The 18156-nt window shown below is 56.7% G+C and carries 13 protein-coding genes and 1 pseudogene; 5 read left to right on the top strand and 9 right to left on the bottom strand.

Annotated elements, in window-relative coordinates:
- Nucleotides 1–12: 12 nt before the first annotated feature.
- Nucleotides 13–582 (bottom strand): hypothetical protein, encoded by a 570-nt coding sequence (locus tag ACZ1HH_RS18715; RefSeq protein ID WP_472635071.1) that lies wholly within the window; start codon nucleotides 580–582, stop codon nucleotides 13–15.
- Nucleotides 583–769: 187 nt separating this feature from the next.
- Complete coding sequence (locus tag ACZ1HH_RS18710; protein WP_472635070.1) at nucleotides 770–961, bottom strand: hypothetical protein; 192 nt, start codon at nucleotides 959–961, stop codon at nucleotides 770–772.
- 383 nt (nucleotides 962–1344) lie between these two features.
- Between ACZ1HH_RS18710 and ACZ1HH_RS18705 the strand changes: the two are divergent.
- Nucleotides 1345–1488, top strand: a pseudogene (locus ACZ1HH_RS18705) (integrase core domain-containing protein); the annotation flags it as partial.
- A 101-nt stretch (nucleotides 1489–1589) separates the two neighbouring features.
- Here the strand turns inward: ACZ1HH_RS18705 and ACZ1HH_RS18700 are convergent.
- The 4 genes from ACZ1HH_RS18700 to ACZ1HH_RS18685 all read right to left on the bottom strand — a co-directional run bounded on the left by ACZ1HH_RS18700 (nucleotide 1590) and on the right by ACZ1HH_RS18685 (nucleotide 7574).
- Entirely contained in the window at nucleotides 1590–3713 is a 2124-nt protein-coding gene (locus ACZ1HH_RS18700) for a hypothetical protein (RefSeq protein ID WP_472635069.1), read from the bottom strand.
- A gap of 901 nt (nucleotides 3714–4614) precedes the next feature.
- Nucleotides 4615–5727 (bottom strand): C4-dicarboxylate TRAP transporter substrate-binding protein, encoded by a 1113-nt coding sequence (locus ACZ1HH_RS18695; RefSeq protein ID WP_487320537.1) that lies wholly within the window; start codon nucleotides 5725–5727, stop codon nucleotides 4615–4617.
- 27 nt (nucleotides 5728–5754) lie between these two features.
- Entirely contained in the window at nucleotides 5755–7065 is a 1311-nt protein-coding gene (locus ACZ1HH_RS18690) for a TRAP transporter large permease (protein WP_472635066.1), read from the bottom strand.
- Nucleotides 7062–7574 (bottom strand): TRAP transporter small permease subunit, encoded by a 513-nt coding sequence (locus ACZ1HH_RS18685; protein ID WP_472635065.1) that lies wholly within the window; start codon nucleotides 7572–7574, stop codon nucleotides 7062–7064. Before ACZ1HH_RS18685 ends, ACZ1HH_RS18690 begins: the two co-directional genes overlap by 4 nt.
- Before the next feature lie 131 nt (nucleotides 7575–7705).
- On the opposite strand from ACZ1HH_RS18685, the gene ACZ1HH_RS18680 reads away from it, so the two are divergent.
- The 4 genes from ACZ1HH_RS18680 (at nucleotide 7706) to ACZ1HH_RS18665 (ending at nucleotide 12824) form a co-directional block, all read left to right on the top strand.
- The gene (locus ACZ1HH_RS18680) at nucleotides 7706–8602 is read left to right on the top strand and encodes a LysR family transcriptional regulator (protein ID WP_472635064.1); all 897 of its coding nucleotides are present in this window, start codon (nucleotides 7706–7708) and stop codon (nucleotides 8600–8602) included.
- A 71-nt stretch (nucleotides 8603–8673) separates the two neighbouring features.
- A complete protein-coding gene (locus ACZ1HH_RS18675; RefSeq protein ID WP_472635063.1) occupies nucleotides 8674–9471 on the top strand; it encodes an alpha/beta hydrolase in 798 nt (265 codons plus the stop codon).
- A 648-nt stretch (nucleotides 9472–10119) separates the two neighbouring features.
- The gene (locus ACZ1HH_RS18670) at nucleotides 10120–10587 is read left to right on the top strand and encodes a hypothetical protein (protein WP_472635062.1); all 468 of its coding nucleotides are present in this window, start codon (nucleotides 10120–10122) and stop codon (nucleotides 10585–10587) included.
- 227 nt (nucleotides 10588–10814) lie between these two features.
- Entirely contained in the window at nucleotides 10815–12824 is a 2010-nt protein-coding gene (locus tag ACZ1HH_RS18665) for an ATP-binding protein (RefSeq protein ID WP_472635061.1), read from the top strand.
- Between the two features lie 226 nt (nucleotides 12825–13050).
- Here the strand turns inward: ACZ1HH_RS18665 and ACZ1HH_RS18660 are convergent, their stop codons facing one another.
- From ACZ1HH_RS18660 to ACZ1HH_RS18650, 3 genes are read right to left on the bottom strand one after another with little or no spacing between them, the layout of a single operon-like run.
- Nucleotides 13051–15045: a type IV secretory system conjugative DNA transfer family protein gene (locus tag ACZ1HH_RS18660; RefSeq protein ID WP_487320536.1), complete on the bottom strand. Its 1995-nt coding sequence runs from the start codon at nucleotides 15043–15045 to the stop codon at nucleotides 13051–13053.
- 8 nt (nucleotides 15046–15053) lie between these two features.
- A complete protein-coding gene (locus ACZ1HH_RS18655; RefSeq protein ID WP_472635060.1) occupies nucleotides 15054–17387 on the bottom strand; it encodes a relaxase/mobilization nuclease domain-containing protein in 2334 nt (777 codons plus the stop codon).
- The gene (locus ACZ1HH_RS18650) at nucleotides 17374–17967 is read right to left on the bottom strand and encodes a transposase (RefSeq protein ID WP_487320535.1); all 594 of its coding nucleotides are present in this window, start codon (nucleotides 17965–17967) and stop codon (nucleotides 17374–17376) included. Before ACZ1HH_RS18650 ends, ACZ1HH_RS18655 begins: the two co-directional genes overlap by 14 nt.
- Nucleotides 17968–18156 lie beyond the last annotated feature (189 nt).

Genomic DNA, 18156 nt, shown 5'->3' with positions numbered 1-18156 from the left:
GCAAACTTCGGGTCAGGTGCTTTTGCCAAAACCCAAGGTTTTGATGACTTCGGCAACATCTGCCATGCTGGGCCCAACAGCGATCGGCGCATCGGGGACGCCCAGCCAGTCGTTGATTTTCTGCGCCGTCACAAGATGGCGCCTGCTCGTCGTGTAACCATGGGACAGCGCAACACGCTGCCGGTTCGGGGCAGCACCCGTCACCACGCACAGCCGGTAGGTATAGCTGGCGTGCAGCCGGTTGTTGCTACGTTCATTGCGTTTCAGATCAACATCGGCCTGCTTCACGTTTTCAAGCGTGATAGTGTCCTCGCGCGTGCCATGCAGCATTGTTTTTCGCAGGGTCAGCACGTTGGATACGCGATCAAACACAACTTCTGTTTTGTGGTAGACCAGCCATAAAATACCTCCACCGATGCAAACAGCTCCAGCAGCAACGCCCCAGCCGGCGGTGTAACCAGCCATGGCTGCGCTCACGCTGAGCCCAACGACAACAAGAAGTATGATGCACAACACAACCGAAATGACATTTGTTGTGCCCTTCAGGATCAGGTGATCGGGTTGATTTAGGTAGACTTTCATTTGGCGAGGCTCAGATACTCAAAACTCTTCTTAAAATGGGTACTGACCTGTTCGGTTTGGGCTAACCCGAAGCCAGCTGAACAGGTTACTCTTTAGGACCTTGATTTGCGCGCAGGCGACGTCTGTCAGGCACAAACGAGGCAGATAATTGCACCTGTCAGCGCCGACCTGCGCAGCAAACCATTGGTTACAGAAGCGATGTCTTGTTTCTTGTCGTGCTTGCCGTATTCCGGGTACCCCTGCCGACAGTAGTGCCGCGCTCCTGGGTATCTGCAGTGGATGCGGGCGCGCTTTGTTTTTCGGTGCCTTTGGCGTCCTGCGCAAAGGCAGGCGCGGACAGCGTCAGCGCAAGCGCAGAGAGAATAGTCATGAATTTCATGGTATTTTGCCTGTGTAACTCTTTCGCAAGCGCTGAATAGCCATCGGCCGCAGATACAAACATATGGATATTTCTCCATATTGCGGCTGGGGGAAATCTCTGCCTGTGGCCCAGGTGAAATTTCCTCAGCTGTATAAGAACGGTCGAAGTAGAGCACATGGTCCACTACCTCAGCCGAAAGCTGCAAGTTCACCAGTCGCTTTCTCCATAGAAACGACGGCGGCAGCTGCGCTGTATGCAGCTCGCGTCGCACTAACGATCTAAGTGATTGCTTTAGTTGGCTTCTTTTGGACACGAGTGATCTCTGGTACAGGAAAGGCTCTATGAGGATGAGCTAATCTCTAGGTATACTCTCCGAGCACTCGCGTCAGCTTCGAGCAGCGAGCCTGCGCCATGCCCGTCACATGATCCACGCCTGGCGCGACGACTACAATCATCACTGCCCGCATTCGAGCCTCGACGGGCTCACCCCGAGGGAGTATCACCAACGGTCAGGAGAGGACCAAACCCTGAACAGAGCTAACTGAAAAACGCGGACTCTAAGGGGGGCACGGCAGAACATGTCAACATCGCCAGCGCGAAAGCGATACTAGAAGCTTCTGCGTATTTCTACTTCTGATATGTCGAACTACTCAGCGGGAATAGCTTTGACCATTTTGCTCAAGGTATCTGTCACAACCTGCGCCGAAGGGTCCGCCATAAGCCAACCTTCTGATCCAAACCTGTAAGTTTCAAAGTCGATCTGTACAAACCCGAAGGCGTCTTGCGTGACTCGATTGTATATAGCGCCAGCCATCAGTTCGGCGCACCCCGATGGGCCGCAGGAAAGTCCGACGTAAATGTCACCAACGTGCTTGTTGTGCGGTAGATAGACAGTCTCATAGAAACGATCTGATAAAGCTTTTTGGATAATTTTTGCATCGTCGGAGGCAGCAATCGCTGACTGCACTGAATCCTGAGCGAGGATGTCAAAGACATTTCCATCGTCGAGCTTCCCGGTGGGGGTTGCAGGTTGGCGCCTTCTAGCAAGGGCAGCTTCTTTTTCGGCTTGCATATCCGCCTCTCGGATCTGAGCTTCTTCTTTCGCCGCTTCGGCGGTAGCGATGCGTTGTGCCTCTGCAGCACGGCGCTCAATGGTTTTCCAATCTTCTTCAGACACGGACTCAAAATCGACAGACGGCCCCGAAGTGACGGATACCCGCAATGGATCAATGTCGTCACTTCGGTATGGGAATATTTCGAAGGTACTCGGAATACCCTCTTCAGGAGTGATAGTCGTCACGACCCGAGATCCCTCGTAATGTACCTCGACATCCTCCGCAGCGGTACAGGCTCCAAACGGCTCTGACAAAACACCGTGATCAGATGCCTGAACCCAAAGCCAGCGATATGCTTCAACACACCCTTTGGGCAATAATGAGCCCGAAAAACGAATTAAGGCCAACGCTTCGCTTACCGCCACGATGCGTGCACTGTCAGGTACAAATGAGGGTATAAGTATACGCCCACCGATCCGTGGGGATCCGTTTTCAAAATCCACACGTGTTTGTCCGCGTTTATCCCGCGTACCGAGCTTTTGGACCTGCAGATCAGCCGAGCGGCCGAACCATAGGTATTCTACTTCGGGCAAATCTAGTACCGGTTGGCTTTCGTTCTCTGCATTTGTTGGCCCCGTCGCAGAGGATACGATCCGCCCAGTGTCTTGTGAAACCGCCCGCTCCATCGCTGCTTTACAGTCGCTAGTCCCATAAAACAAAGCCCCATCAGTGCAGGCTTCGCTGGCAAGAGCTTCGTCCATTGCCTTGTTTGTGGGCTCCGCTGTGTCGGAGGTATCCAGCTCAGCTTCCGCATTTGAAGTGTCGACGTTAGCTATCTCCTGCGATTGCTGAGCATCTTTAACAGGTGCTGGACGAAGCGGTGACGTAAAACGCCCGAGGGCAATATAGATCAGAAAACCCTCGAGCCGGTCACTGTTGTCCTTATAAAGCGCAAGTCGATCATCTTCGATCTGTACATTTACACATTCCTCCTGAAGACAGATCTGGCGTGGACCATAAGAAACCGTCTCAAGCTCGCGTTTACCGCGTTCATTCAGCAGCGTTCCGGTCCCGTCAGGCCCTAATTCGACTGCAAAAATTCCAGTTCCCGGCCGGTCTACATAAACCGTCCCAGGGAGCATATTGGTCAAGTCACCAGTGAAAGAAGCAGGGTTGTGGCGAATGAAACCCGGCCAAGCTCCGAAGATACGGGATGAACCATGCGGATCCTCCTGAAAGGGACGCCACGTGCCGTCATCTTGCAGATAGACCGTGGACCACCCGCTTCCGATGCCGTAGGCGCTTCCGCGTTTGCACACCTCTTCACCACTCGCTTCGAAGTCAAAACAAATGACATTTTGATCGGCGATGCGCCATGCAGCTTCTCCACGTCCTCCGCTGGCATAAGTGAACTTTGCAGTACCATTTGGTGAAAGGTACACAGACCAGATCGCATAGCTACCAACGGTCGCTCCTAGCAGCGTATGCCCCGACAGATCGGACAAGGGGGGCATAGGTTCTGAGTGGGCGGGTTCAGTGCCCTGCAAAAGAGCGGTGAAGATGAGAGCAGCGAGACTCGAACGAAACAACAAATTTGAGCGCAATAGTCTGCGGTAGAGTGTGTTCGTGAAAATGGACATCGTAATAATGCTGACTTGATATTTTTTGTTGGAGACGTCAGATGTGACAACCTCTGATCGTGCAGAACTCTTCATCCTAACAATCTCAGATGCAAGCAATCTGTACACGAACGGTCCTGACATTTGTTCTTAAAAGATCACCTTGACGCGAGGCGGCCTCGTTTCTTCTTTGTAGCCCGGAGGTGGTCATGATGCATGGTGCCTCCGCTACGAGGCACGGTCCGAGGCTGTCATATCTTGTGCACATCAGCAAGAAATCCTGTACGAACGGGGGCTAGGCCATCGTTCAATCAGGATTTGAGATCTTTGCAAGCTTTAGAGCGGCAGCCTGATTGACTGAGCAGGCATGCCGGGTCGGCAAGGTTAGTTCTCTTAGCTAAAAACTCTTGACGGCCAAGACCCGGCTCCCGAGCTCCTGCCTCCGGCCACATCCTCTAATATCTGCTGAACAAAAACAAAACCGCAATAAAGTGCCGCGCGGTGTCGCACCGGCGTGAGGCGGGAATTGAGGCGATCGGCTGAACGTGCTGCTTTGACAAAAGCAACGGCGCGCGTGTGGTAGAAGTACAGACCGAAACTTGCTCGCACTCGCTTTTCAGGAGTGTGGAGATTTTTGAACTTGTAAACCTCACCCGCTTCATGTGCTCGCAACCGGAACACGGAACCGACGACCAGGCGACGCCTTCGGAGGCTATGACCGATGACACCGATCGGCTCCGTCCTCTCGAACCACGCGGCTTACCGGATGGACACAAATGGCAAGCTCGCCGATAGGAAAGGAGTGTCGGTCAAGCCAGTTACCAATCGGATGCCAGGCCTCAAAACGTGCTGGACGCTGATTTTCAACGATTAAAGGCGTGTCGCATCACGTTGTGCCTCAACGTGAGATGCTGGTACAGGTCCGGGCACTGGCTACAAATACAGAATAGCTAGGGGACACCATTCCGGCTCCCCCAGCCTTTACATCTTTTCGAACTTAATTCATGCCGTAGTTTGCGCGATCCAGCTTGTCATAGATCTCGGCCTTTGCCAGGGCGGCTAGCGCATCGGTGTCGGTTTGGTCCACATTGGCTAGCAGTTCGGCCCAGCGATCCACGATGCGTTTATAGTCTTCTAGAAGCGCTTCAGGGTCATCGATCCCGCGGCTTTTCGCATTTTCAATCAGCACGGCCTCATCCGCTTTGACAAACTCTGCCAGTGCGTCTTTCAAAGCCTGGTCTGGCTCAAAGACTTTCATACCGCCCTCTTTGGCTGCGGAGACGGCTTTGTCGACATCCTTGTCAAACTCAACGCGGTGTTGAGCAAGGTAATAGGCCATCTGATCAAACAACACGTTGCGCGTCTCTTCGGAGAGCCCCTGCCAAAAAGCCGAATTGTAGCCCCACTCGAAACCAGCGTAGTAATTCCCCACGGCAAGCTTGTTCAAATGCGTTACCACATCCGAAAGCGAAAAGGAATCGAGCGCGTCGGCAGCAGCGACGGCACAATCGAGTGAGCCTGTATCGAGGCCGGTATACATCTCACTTGATGGGATTGAGACGGGCACGGCACCGACATGTTCGGCAAAGCGCGACCAAGCCCCCCCCGCCATGCGCAAGCGCTTACCTTGGATATCTTCGTAGGTGGCGACGGGCGTGTTACACATCATATAATATTCGGAGGTCGAATAGCCGCCGCCGAAGACCAAGCCATTCTCTTTCCACTCGGCCAAAGCGGATTCATTGGTCAGACCGAACTCGGTCGAGGCAAAAGCCATGACCATAGGGTCTGTATTGTAGAATGCGAAGTTTCCGATCAGATTCGCGACGGGCAGCTCGGAGGGTGTGTAGGTGCCGGCGTGATAAGTCACCTGAGCCACACCATCCCGCACGCCTTGCAATGAAGCCGCGGGTGGTAACAAGGAGCCACCGGAGAAGACAGTGAAGTTTAGCTCACCATTGGTTTCCTCGGCCACACGTTCAGCAAATTCAACGTAAGGACCGCGCACCATCGAATGACGCTCTGCGAAAAAGTGGTTCGCATTCTGTCCCGCGGCAGCAGTACCGAGGCCACAGACCGCGAGAACCAGAATAGATGTTTTGAGTTTCATGTTGTCGTCTCCTCCGAATAAAAAGGGTCACTGCGCCATGAGTGAGGGCAGGAATAGGCTGATCGCGGGAAACGCGATCAGGATAACAAGCGTCACGATGTCCATGGCGATGAACCAAGTTGTGCCTGAGATAATATTGCGCAGCGTTACCTCGCCCGAGAGCGCGCTGTGCAAAACATAAAGGTTCAATCCAACTGGTGGTGTCACCAAACCGATCTCTAGAAGCTTGATGCAGATAATACCGAACCAAATCAGATTGATATCAGCGGCCTCCAGCACCGGAAGCAGGATTGGCAATGTCAGCAGGATTAATCCGATGGAGTCGATCACCATCCCCAAGATCACGAAAAGCACTGCAATCATTAAGATAATCACGATCTGATTGTCGGACACGGAAAGCATCATGTCGGTTAGTGCACGTGGCACACCAGACAGCCCCATGAAACGAGTGAACATCACCGCACCGATGGAGAGAAAAAAGATAGAAGACGTCGCCAGCGTGGTTTGGCGGATCGCCTCGGCCAGCGCTTTACGGGTCAGGGAGCGGCGCAACATAGCGACCGCCGCCGCAAGAAAGGCACCCACAGCACCGGCCTCAGTCGGAGTGAAAAACCCGCCGAAAATGCCACCCAACACGCCCAAAACCAGGACCGGAAAGGGCCAGACCGACCAAAGCAGGCCAATCAATTGCGCCCGATCAACCTGCTCGACAACGGGCGGAGCCAACTTGGGTGCGATCGAAGCGCGAACCGTGATCATTGCCATGTACACAAGGGCCGAGAGTACACCGGGAATGACGCCCGCGATGAAGAGCTGGCCAATCGATTGTTCGGTAAAAATGCCGTAGAGGACCATAAGGATTGACGGAGGGATCAGGGAGCCAAGCGTACCCGAGGCTGCGACGACACCAGTGGCCAATGACGGATGGTACTTCGCTTTGAGCATCTCCGGCACGGCAATTTTCGACATCGCGGCAGTCGTTGCGATTGAAGATCCGGAGGCGGCGGCAAAGAGACCGCAAGCACCGACACTTGCGGAGGCCAGCCCGCCGGGTATTCGCGCCAACAAGACGCGCAATAAATCGAAAGCGCCTGCAGTAAGTCCGGTATTTGCGGCGATGAACCCCATGAACAAGAACATCGGAATTGCCGTCAGCGACCAGTCTCCGATCAAGTTGAAAGGCATGGCGCTCACGATGCCGAAAGCAGCTTGCAAGTTGAGCATCACGGTAATGCCAACGAATGACACTGCCATAAGGGCCGTACCGATGGACATCCGAAAAGCCAGCAGACCAAAGAGCGCACCCACACCAATCCAGCCGATAACGAGGTTGCTCATGACATGCCCCTATCAAACTCGGACTGGATGGCAGGCTTCCCGCGCAGAACCAATGTCGCACGCAGCAAGGCGGCGAGGCTGGCTAAACCAAAACCCAACGGCAGAGCCATGCGCGACGGCCAAACAATGACCTCACGCCCCCCCATCACGACCTCCCCCACACGCAGTGCTCGCAAGGCATCAAGCCCCGTGCGCCAGGTCATCACGGCCAAAATGGCGGCTGCGGCAACGCAGCTGCAAATTAGCGCGAGTTTCTGAAGCCATGCCGGGAAGTGGTTGAACAGGAGATCGACGGAGATTTGCTGATCCTTTATTTCGACAAACGCCATCGGCAGCATGACCAGCGCGACCATATAATAGTAGGACGACATCTCGACCGTACCTTGGATCGGCGCGTTCCACACCAGCTTAGCGACAACATCGGCAACAATATTCAGCATCATCGCAATGACACCGAAGCCACCGATAAACATCAACCAAGAGGATACTCTGTTGAACAGCGCTAGCATCGGGCCTCCTCCCCATACCAAGACGGGAACCGGGCCCGTAATTCCGATTCAACCTCACCGCTTGAGGAGCAGTTGACAAATAGCGATGGCTGATCGAGTGATAACGAAACACGATCAATGCGGAAAAGCCGATGAATGACCACAGGAAACCCACAAGGCTCGATCTTCGGCATCTGCGATACGCTTTGGCCGTGGCCGATGCCCAAGGGTTTCGCGCCGCAGCTGAGCTGCTCAATATCGCGCAACCGGCCATTTCGAAAGCCGTGAAAGACACTGAGGTTGATTTGGGGTTTCGGATATTCGACCGCAGCGGCCCACGCGTGATCCCTACACCGGAGGGCACCGTTTTCCTCGATGACGCGCGCCAAGCGGTGGCGCAGTTCGAGCGAACAATTCGTGCCTCTCGCCAGAATGCCGCCGGCGCGCGCGGGCATATCATCGTGGGCTATTCCGCCCTTGCCACCTCGCGGCAGATTTCGGAAGCGCTGGATGCGTTCCACCAGAGCGTACCCGGTGTGCAAGTTGAGATGCATGTGATGTCAACGGATAATATGCTGAGAAATATAAGATCCGGCGTGATCGATCTTGGCTTTTTGTTGTCTCACCCCACAGTTGGCGCACCGGGGATCGACCAGATGCCTGTCTGGAGTTCGCGGATCGGTGTGGTTACCCCCGCAGGCGAAGCCCCCGCTCAGGTGGCTGATTTGGTGGAGATGCCATTCGTGATGGGGCTGCGAGAGAACTGGCGATCGTGGCGTGCCCTACTCGACAGCGCTTGCGAACGCGCGGGCCTTACTCCCGTGGTGGTGGATGAAGCGTGGGATGTGCAGGTAATTTTGCAGCGCGTGGCCGAACGCAGAGGTCTGACCTTCTTCCCCATGAGCATGGCCGAAAGCCTACCCGCCGCGCTAGAACTGGTGCCTGTTACCGGGTTGGATGCAGAGGCAACAATCTCGATGGCGTGGAATATCAAGGCCGATACCGGGCTACTGCGCCAGTTCCGCAATCATTTCCCCCCGCTCGGTTGATCGCGTTCGGTTATCGCACGATACCACAAGTCTATTTGCGTGGCGCAAGGGTAACGCGGTCATATGCGCCTATGAAACAAGCCCGGATCGCCCCCTTCGACCTGCCCGAAACGCAGCCTTTTCTTCTCGACGGCAACGATACAGGATTCCTCTTTTTCCATGGGTTCACCAGCACCCCGCAGAGCGTGCGAGAGGTCGCCCACCAAGTTCACGCGGCGAGCGGATCCACCGTCTACTGCCCTCTATTGGCCGGGCATGGTGATACCCCTGCAGCCTTGGCAAGGACGACCCAAACCGATTGGGTGAGTTCAGCCGAAGCGGCCCTAAAATCCCTGTCGCCCCGCTGCAGGCAGGTGATCGTCGGTGGCCTTTCATTGGGCGCGACACTAGCACTCAATCTCGCGGCCCGGTTTCCAGACAAAATACACGGCGTAGTCAGTATCAATGGCTCAACGGGCCTCTATCGTCCCGAAGTGGTTGCACCGCTATACAAAACGGAAGGTGCAGACTTTATCACCGGTATTGGATCCGACATCGCTGAACCAGGTGTGGCCGAGATATGCTATGATCTAATTCCACAGGTAACGTTGAAAGAGCGTTTTCTCCTGACCAATGCCACCGGTGCGCTGCTACCACTGATACGACAGCCGATCTTAATCCAGCAATCGCGCCGCGATAATGTAGTTGACCCAGAAAACGCACCTCGCATTGCGACATCGGTGGGGTCAAGCGAGATACGCCTTGGTTGGTTGGAGCGGTCCTTTCATGTGGCCACCCTAGATTATGACCGCGGGCTAATTGCTGAGCGTATTAGTGAATTTCTGAGGGAGCCAAAGTTTCATCATTTTGGAACGCCAGCTACCGCGTAATTTTGGCTCAAATTGGCTAATGGCTTCGGATGCTACTGTACATGTTGCATCCGAAACGCTCGACGACGAGGAACGCTTTGGCCGGGGCGAACAATGAGCGTTTCCAACATCCGCGCGCTCCGATCTTTACGAGGGGTCGAAAGACTCTGGCGGGCTGTTAACTTACCATTTTTGCGCGCGCAAACGATCCCCCCCAGAGAATGGACGAGTGCTGGGCTTTCGATGCACTACAGTCAAACGTCCGTTTCGTGCCTTCATGACTGAATATTCTGGTGTGTCGAACAGGATCTCGCGCCATGCTCAGATCGCGGCGAAATTGAGACAGGCTCCCTGGGTTGATGGTATAAGACTACGTTTCAGATAGATATTTATGCTTTTTACGACGTTTGGGGCAGATTGATAGCGCGTCAGCGCATCATCGAGCCGACCATCTGCGACATGTGTGAAACTGAGATATCCCAGAAGCAAGCCGACTGCTTGGCTCGGCCCCTGTGTGATCCCGACGGGACTGTGCCGAGCCGTCCGATAACGTTCTCATCACAGAAACGGGAGCATCAGGAACAACATTGGATGTGGCGTGTTGTTGGGGTGGAACGAAGGCGCAAGCCGTTTAAAACATACCGCGATCCTGAAAAGGAGGACAACACAATGAAACGTTTCGCACTGACCACCGCCGCAATCTCCGCCCTGATGGCTGCCCCGGCAATGGCCGATCTGAACTCTGCGGGCGCGCAGACTTTTAAAGAGATGCAAGAGACCTATCCCGCGATCGACCGCAAGATCTTTGCACAGGTCGACGTGAACAAGGACGGTGTCGCAGATATGGCAGAGGTTGATGCGGCCGAGCAGTCGGGCGTGCTGAACGTAGACATGAGCGCGACCGAGGCCAGCGGCACCTACGACCCATCGCCATATGGCGTGGAGGAAGCTGGTGCGCTGACCTTCGCTGAGTTGAAGGATGAATATCCATCGCTCACCAAGAAAGTCTTTGAAGAAGTCGACGTGAACAAGGACGGCGTCGCAGATATGGCGGAAATCGATGAGGCCGAGCTCTCTGATGTTCTGGAGCCGGGGATTGGGAACACGGCTGAAGGACAATCCTACAATCAAGGATAACTCCCCCGGCTGAGCCACGCAGCATAGCTGGTGGCGAATACCAAAGAGGCCCCTTCCCACTGCGGGAGGGGCCTCTTCTTGATGAGAGCAACACTCTAGCTGATACGCAAGCCCTGCGCAGGGACGGCAAGGGATGACCGTTGCCGAGGTACGCTGATGACCGAACTACAATATTTACTCTCTCTTAGGAATGGGACTGGTATCGACACTCTAACCAGTTTTTAATTTTGGATATTGATATGCCTCGTGTGCAGCACAAACTCGGCTTCACAGACCTCTTGGTCGCTCTGTCAACGGCACTCTGGTTTATCCCCACATATATCGCTGCCGAACCTCTAAAAGTCGCGTATACTGAGTTTCCCCCTTATAGTTTTACCAACGAAGCGGGGGCGGCTGACGGTTTCTCGATCGACGTCATCCGGCGCGTTTTAGAAACAGCCGGTCATCAGCCTGAGTTTGTGCATTCCACCAATCCCGGACACACTTTGGAATTGCTGTCCTCCGGCGGGGCTGACCTGAGTACATTTATGGTAACAACCCCTGCGCGACTGGAGGAAGTCCTTGCAACGCAAGAGGTTGGCAGTATCAAGCTGGCCGCATTCACTCTGAGGACAAGTGGGTTTGCCCGTAGCGAAGACTTGGCAGGAAAGCGCATTGGTGTTGTGAAAGGCAGCGCCTCAACCTCAGCGGCCAGGATGATCCCTTTCGCTGAAATCGTAGAATTTCAGCAGACAGACGATTTGATCGTTCCGCTTTTGCTTGGTGAGGTCGATGCGGTGGTGTCTGGGCAAGAGGCGTTTACGGCCCGACTACGAGAGGCAAATGTTTTTGGCAAAATCATCACCTTGGAGCCAAGCCTCGTCTCGATGCCCTATGCAATATTGGTTTCCGAGACGCACGCGGATCTTTTGCTCAACTTAAATCAAGCCTTGGATCGGTCTTTATCGCCTGCCACGATCAAAGCCCTCAGGGAAAGTTGGTTCGGGCGCGATACCTACCTCTATGAGAAGCCCGCCTTCTGGTTCGTAGCGATCGCCATTGCGCTGTTCACGGCGGTGACCGGCTATTTAGGAGTACGTGTTCTTCGCTATAAACGCGAAGCGGCACGCGCACTCCGGGCCAACCAGGCAAACGACCTACTCGTCAACGCGTTGGATGAGCTCAACGCTGCGATCGTAATCTATGACCAAAACATGCGCGCCGTGCATCGGAATGCTGGTTTCGCAAAGAGCTTTCCTCGTCTCGTACCACAGGTCGACGCAGGCGCAACGATGGCTGACCTGATCGGTGTGTCTTACAAAGCGGCAGTTGTTGAATTCGGCGTGAATGACAAGTCGATTGATGAATTTGTTTCAGATGTGATCGCCTCTGTAGAGGCAGGGATGGACAACAGGCGGCTGGTCAAGGCTAAGAATGGCTTGGTTTATGAAGCGCGCGATTTCCGACTTGGCGCGGATCACTATGCGTCGATCAGGGTCGACGTGACCGCCCAAGCAGCCCTGCAGGAGACTATCGTGCAACAGGCCGAAGAACTAAAGCTTGTCAACGCGCGGTTGGAATCTTTTGCCGCGATTGCAGCACATGACTTACGGAGTCCACTTTCGAGAATTGCGCCTCTGGTCGAGTTCATCATTGAAGACCTCGACGAGGCAAAAATTCAGGTTCCACAGCAGGTCGAAGAGTACTTGGGGTTGTTGACGCAACAAGCCGATGCGATGAGCACATTGGTTGAAGACCTGCTCACATATGCTTCGGCTGGAACGCAAAATGGGCGACCTGAAAGTTTTGATCCCTGTGATCGCCTCGCAAACGTTTTGAAAATTATCGAGCCCCCAGAAGGATTCACGATTAAGACGCCTCAGGCAATGCCCCAGATTTTTGCAGATCCCATCGCCTTCGAAACAGTGATGCGGAACTTAATCAGCAACGCACTAAAGCATCACGGCAAGGGAGTTGGGACCGTTGAGGTTTTTGCGACGGAAAACCTCGGCCATGTCCAAATTCACGTGTCCGATGACGGTGTTGGTATCCCCGAGAAATATCAAAATACTGTATTTGAGCCGTTCAAAAGACTGTCGTCTACAGTCTCAGGAAGTGGCCTGGGCCTCGCCTTTGTTCAGAAGACGGTTGAGAGCTGGGGCGGAAGTATTTCGCTTTCGTCTTCACCAGGTGAGGGGTGTACATTCTCTATAACAGTTCCTCGTGGTCAGCAGGTTGAGCATATTCTTGCATCTTAGGTCGCGACAGAAGCTGCACATCGAGAAGCTCGCAGAATAGATATTATACCCCTTCGCGCCATGCGCACGCGGAGCCTCCAGTGGGAGGCAGATCACTTTGAGCCGTTCGAGGGATCCGCTCTCGAACGACTTTCTCACCTGTAGTCTTATCATCGTGGCGTATTGCGCGCGTGTCATGATTGGGTTGTAACAGACCCAGCTCGACGACACACAGGATCTGCGCACGCTACCGACCAACCAGCTTTTGACCGCGATCCTCCTGCAGCATAGCTTCCATGTCGTTCAAACCATCGACAGCGGAGCGCATCTGGGCCTCATCAACGATGCGCGCGGCCTCAGCGTCAGCAACTGCACCTTCAAGATCCATTTCCATCTGTCGCTGCGCCTCGGCGATCACAGCTTGAACGATGGGCGCGGTCTTCTTGGGAACAGCGCCAGATGGCCCAGACGATTGGCCGTCAGCAGTCTGGCGTGCGGCCTTACCGTCGGCCTCGGGTCCGCTTGACTCGTCCGGTGGCGGTGCCATCGGCATCGCGCGCATAGTAAGTGGCAGCTTACCCTGCGCCCCCCCCGGCTCTGGAAACGGCAAGTCTCCCGTCTGTGCATCATGGATCGTTTTGAACAGGCGGTCGTCAAAATACTGGATTCGCTTCGCCCGGACCGGCATTTGGGCATCAATCACCATGACGATCTCGTCGAGCGGCAGGCGGCGCGCTTCATCTTCAGGCAACAACGAGCTTTCTTCGGTTCGTGTGGATTGGCTGCGCCCTTCAAAGGGGTTCTTGCCGATGGATTGCGAACGCGTGATGACGGTCTTCGTGGTCTTGCCAACCGCCTTGCTCAGCTCTTCGACGGTTTTTTCATCCGAGGGCGTGAGGTAGAGCTTCACCCCCGCGTTGCCCTGCAGGGCTCGGCGGGTATTCTCACCATAGATTTCATCGAGGGCGGGAATCGTCTGGGTGACGACGGCCAGATGACCGCGATAGCCGCGGAGGGTCTCGATGCTTTCGACCACGATAGGCATTTTGCCAAGACGGTTGAATTCATCTAGCATGATCATCACGGGCCACGGCTCATCCGGCCCGGGGTCCTTTTCCTGCATGGCCGAGAGAAGATCGGAGAAAAACAGCCGGATCAGCGGCGCCAGCGGCTTCACCATCAACGGCTGGACGACGAGATAGACCGAGAAGGGTTTCTTGCGGATTGTCCGGAAATCAAAATCCGAGACCGCCGTCGCCTCATCGATCGCCGGGTTCTGCCATTGATCCAGTCCCGAGGTCATCAGGAGTGAAACATAAGACGTCAGAGTATCGTTGTTGGTGGACGCCAGCCGCGTGAAGATCAGTTTGGCCGCCCTGTTGTCGACCTCGTGACCCCGCGCGAAATACTCCTTCTGCTTGTTCCCGCCCGAGGCCGCGATGCGGTAGATCTCGCCCAAGGTCGGACGCTTGCGCTGGAACGCCAGCAGGCCTGCTGCCACAAAGAGATCAATCCCGCCTTTGAGGAGGCCCTGCACCCGGTCGTTGTCGCTCTGTAAGAAAAGCGTAGCAAGAAGTTGCAACTCCATCTGTTGGCGCGCGGGATCTTTCAGTTGATAGATGCGCAAGAGCGGGTTGTAGCGATGCGTGCGCTTGCCCTCCCAATCCGTCGGAGCAAAGCGATAGACCTTGTCGCCCTGGGCGGCGCGGTGGCGCGCCGTGGCCTCGAAACATTCCCCCTTCACATCGAGCGTCACGGCGGAGCCTTGCCAGGTCAGCAGGTTCGGAATGACGAAGCCCGTGGTCTTGCCGCGCCCGGTGGGGGCCACGATCAGCGCGTGCGGGAAGACTTTTGAGCAGACGTATTTCGCGCGGGATTTTGGAGTCCCGAGCTTACCAAGGATGAACCCGGTCCCGGGAGCGCCGAAAAACCCGTTGGCCTTCATCTCGCGCCCAGACTGCCAATGGGTCTGGCCAAAGCGTGTGAGGGTCGAGCCCGACAGGGCAAGGCTCAGCATCAGGCCGGCAGCGGCGAAGCTGCCGATGCTCAGGTGGATGAGTTGCGCGTCCTCCGGGCGGCGATCGAGGATCGCCAGATAGTTCTGCGCGATATAAGCAAAGTCGATCTCGGCCCCGAAGCCGAGATCCTGGTAGCTCAGAACCGCCGAGGCGATGGTATATCCCATGGCCCCGGTCACCAGCGTGACGAGCAAGATCCCAGTTGCAATCCGCGCTTTTCCCATGGCGTCGCTCAATGGACCTGGCCCCGCTCGGTCTCGCCATCCACGTCTGTCGCGCGGTGTTTTTCGTATTCGGCATCGGCGAGATCATCGACCACCTGGCGCAAGGCCTCCGTGTTGGCCGTCGCATCATCGGATTGCAGATAGACCTTGGCCACATAGAGCCGGTCGAGACGGTCCTCGAGAACCTTGTCCAGCGCATCGGCATCACCGGATGTGAGCCGCTCGCGTTGGCGAACGTCCAGGACCCGCGCGATCTCGTCGCGGAAAGCGTTCCGCTCCGCCTCGGTCTCGAAAGGGGCGGACAACTCCCCCGCCCGCTCATGGTCCAGGACACGCGCAATCTCGTCTGCAAGACGGTCGGTACGGTCAGTCTGCGGCGCCGTTTCACCGCGGGCTGCGAGGAGGTCGTCGCGCTTGGCAGACCCAAGCCCCTCGCGCAACTCGTTGTCGCGGCGAACCTGGTTGATGGCCTCCGTGTCGCGTATCTCGACGACAGCCGCATAGGTCGCGCCGAGCCCACGGGCGAGGTGGGAGGGCATGTCCGGATAGCGGGCGTGCAAGTCATCTGCGACAGCATCCGCTACTGGCGTGCGGAGGTCGCGTCCCTCCATGATCCGGTCGACTTCGCGGGTGATCTCACCGGCGCGGGTCGCATCGGTGATCGTCTCCTTGTAGGGCTCAGACCGGTCGATCACATCGCCCGGGCGTGCGAGCAGCTCCGGATGTGCCTCGAGATACGCGCGCTGCTCCGTCTCGATCCGGCGCTCCGCCCGCGAGACGACCTGCCAATCCCGGTCCTCGATCTGCTGCGCTGTCAGGCCGTCTGCGCGCATCTCCTGTCGGATTGTCCCTTCCATCGCCCGGACCGCGTCCTCGTGATAGTGGAACCGCTCGCTGACCGCTTTCTCCTCCACGACCCCATCCCGGCGCAGCACGTTCTCCCGTTCCAGAAGCGTGCCAAGCTCGACATGCACGTCATTCAGGATGTCACGCGCCTTTTCCAGGTCGGCGCGGCGTTCAAGGTTCAGGTCCCGCGCCTCGGCCACGTTGGAGAGATCATTGGCGATCCATTGATGCTCGAGCGCTGCATTTGAGGCGCCCGTCTCGATCCGGGCCACCACTTCCGATGTGCTGATCCCTGTGCCCCGCAGGGCGGTGTCTATGCGCGACCGCAAGTCCGGCTCGGAAAGACGTTCTAGCTGTTTGGCGTCGATATTGGCCTCAGAATAGATCCCGCCTTCCGAAGGAGCCTCGGAGAGCGTGGATGATCGCAAACCGAGAGGCTGCATGTGCTGGACCTGCGCCTGGATCTCGATGAGGCGTTTTTCCAGCACGGGCCGCTCGGCATCGGGTTTCTCGGCGATCATGCCCTGCACCCGTGCGAGCTTCTCCGCATAGAGGCTTCTCAGATCCTCGAAGCTTTGATCCTCGGCCATATACACATCTCCTGTTCGGTCCACCTGCCCGCCATGCGCCAGCACCTCGCCCGCGCGGAAGAGGGCTGCGGCAATTTCCTCGCAGGCTTCGCGCGAAGCCTCAGCGGCAAGCGAATGGTAGACGGTTCTGGTGTTGGCGATCTCGGCCAGCGTCCGCGTCAGGTCGGCCCCCACGCGTTCACGCTCGCGGGGCGCGCGGCCCTCTTCTTTCGCCGCATAGACCTCGCGGGTAGTGGCGGGGTAATGCACAACCCCGCGATCCACCCGCCGCGTGGCTTCCAGGCGTACGCCATACTTTTCGGCCTCCTCGACCATGGCAAGGCGGAAATCGTCATAGTTGAAGCGATGGTTGCGCCCGAGGAAAAAGAACTCGCCTTCTTGCGAGCGGCGGTTCAGCACCACATGCGCATGAGGATGATCGCGGTCCTCATGCACCGCGATGATGTAGTCGAAATGCCCCGCGTCACTCTGGAAGAACCGCTCGGCCACATCCGTCGCGATGTCTCGCACATCCTCGCCCCGCGTGCCGATCGGGAAGGACATGAGCATGTGCGTGGTCTGGCCAAGCTTGGGTTTGAAGCCTGCATCCCATCGCTTGGCAAAGCGCTCGGTCAGATCCTTGATGTCCTTTGCCTCAAGCTTTGCCTTGCCATCCAGGAACCCACTCGAGTCCACGATATGGGTGGACTTGGTGGTCAGATAATCAAGCTGATTTGCGAGTTGCGATTTGGTGTGCGTCCCCCCGCCCCGGATCGCTTTGAAGACCGCCGGGCGGTGCCCGGCTGCCGCACGCACAAGCTGGCTCTGCTTGGCGACATGCAGCCCCTGCATCGAGCCCCGGATCCGGCTCCAGCCGTCCCGGAAAACCTCGCCCGTGACAGCGTCAACCGCATCATTCAGCCGCATGGGCAAACTCCCTTAGCGCGGCCGTGGCCTCGAGCTGCATCGCGTCGCGCCGACGCCGCAGAAGCAGATCGATCTCATCGGCGGAATCCAGGATGAACCGCGCCAACCCGCGCATCTGCGCAAGGCGCGGCTCAGAAAACTCGGCACTCATGGAACCGTCAGCGCCCTGCCCCTGCCGGTTGGCCCGCGTCATATGCTTGGCGATCTGCGCGACCCCATTGCCGACCTCGTGCAGTGAAGCCCTGTATCGCGCCATCTCTGCTGCCATCTGCGCGTCCGGAACGAACACCCCACTCGCCGCCTGGATGAGCCGCCGCAGCCCCTCGGCACGGCTCTCGATCCCGGCCTTCGCCAACACCTCGTCGAGCGCCGCAAGCTCCGCAGCGGTGACCTTCACACTGACCGCCGAGACCGGGATCGCGGCATCCGTCTGGCGCTCGGCATCGGCTTTCAGGACGTAGCGCACGGCCCGCGATGTGACCTCGAAACGCTCAGCCAGCTCAGACGTCGACACACCCTCCGCGGCCTCGCGGACGATCTGCATCTTCTCGATCTCTGTCAGGCGTTTTGTTCGGGACATGCGGAAGAAAGACCCCCTATTTCCTGCCACCTTCCACCAAGGCTGCCCCCACCTTACGATAATATACCTAGCAGTCAATTATATACTTACGTCACACTCAGGCTCAGGCAGCCTTGGTGTCCGCTTCCCCCGCGGCCCGCAGGGACGCGGCTCTGCCACCCTCACCATCGGGCGACCCACCTGTCCAAT

This window comes from Epibacterium sp. HA2-3 (assembly GCF_055693725.2).
The sequence above is the reverse complement of the archived record's forward strand: the minus strand, read 5'-3'. Positions and strand labels throughout refer to the sequence as shown.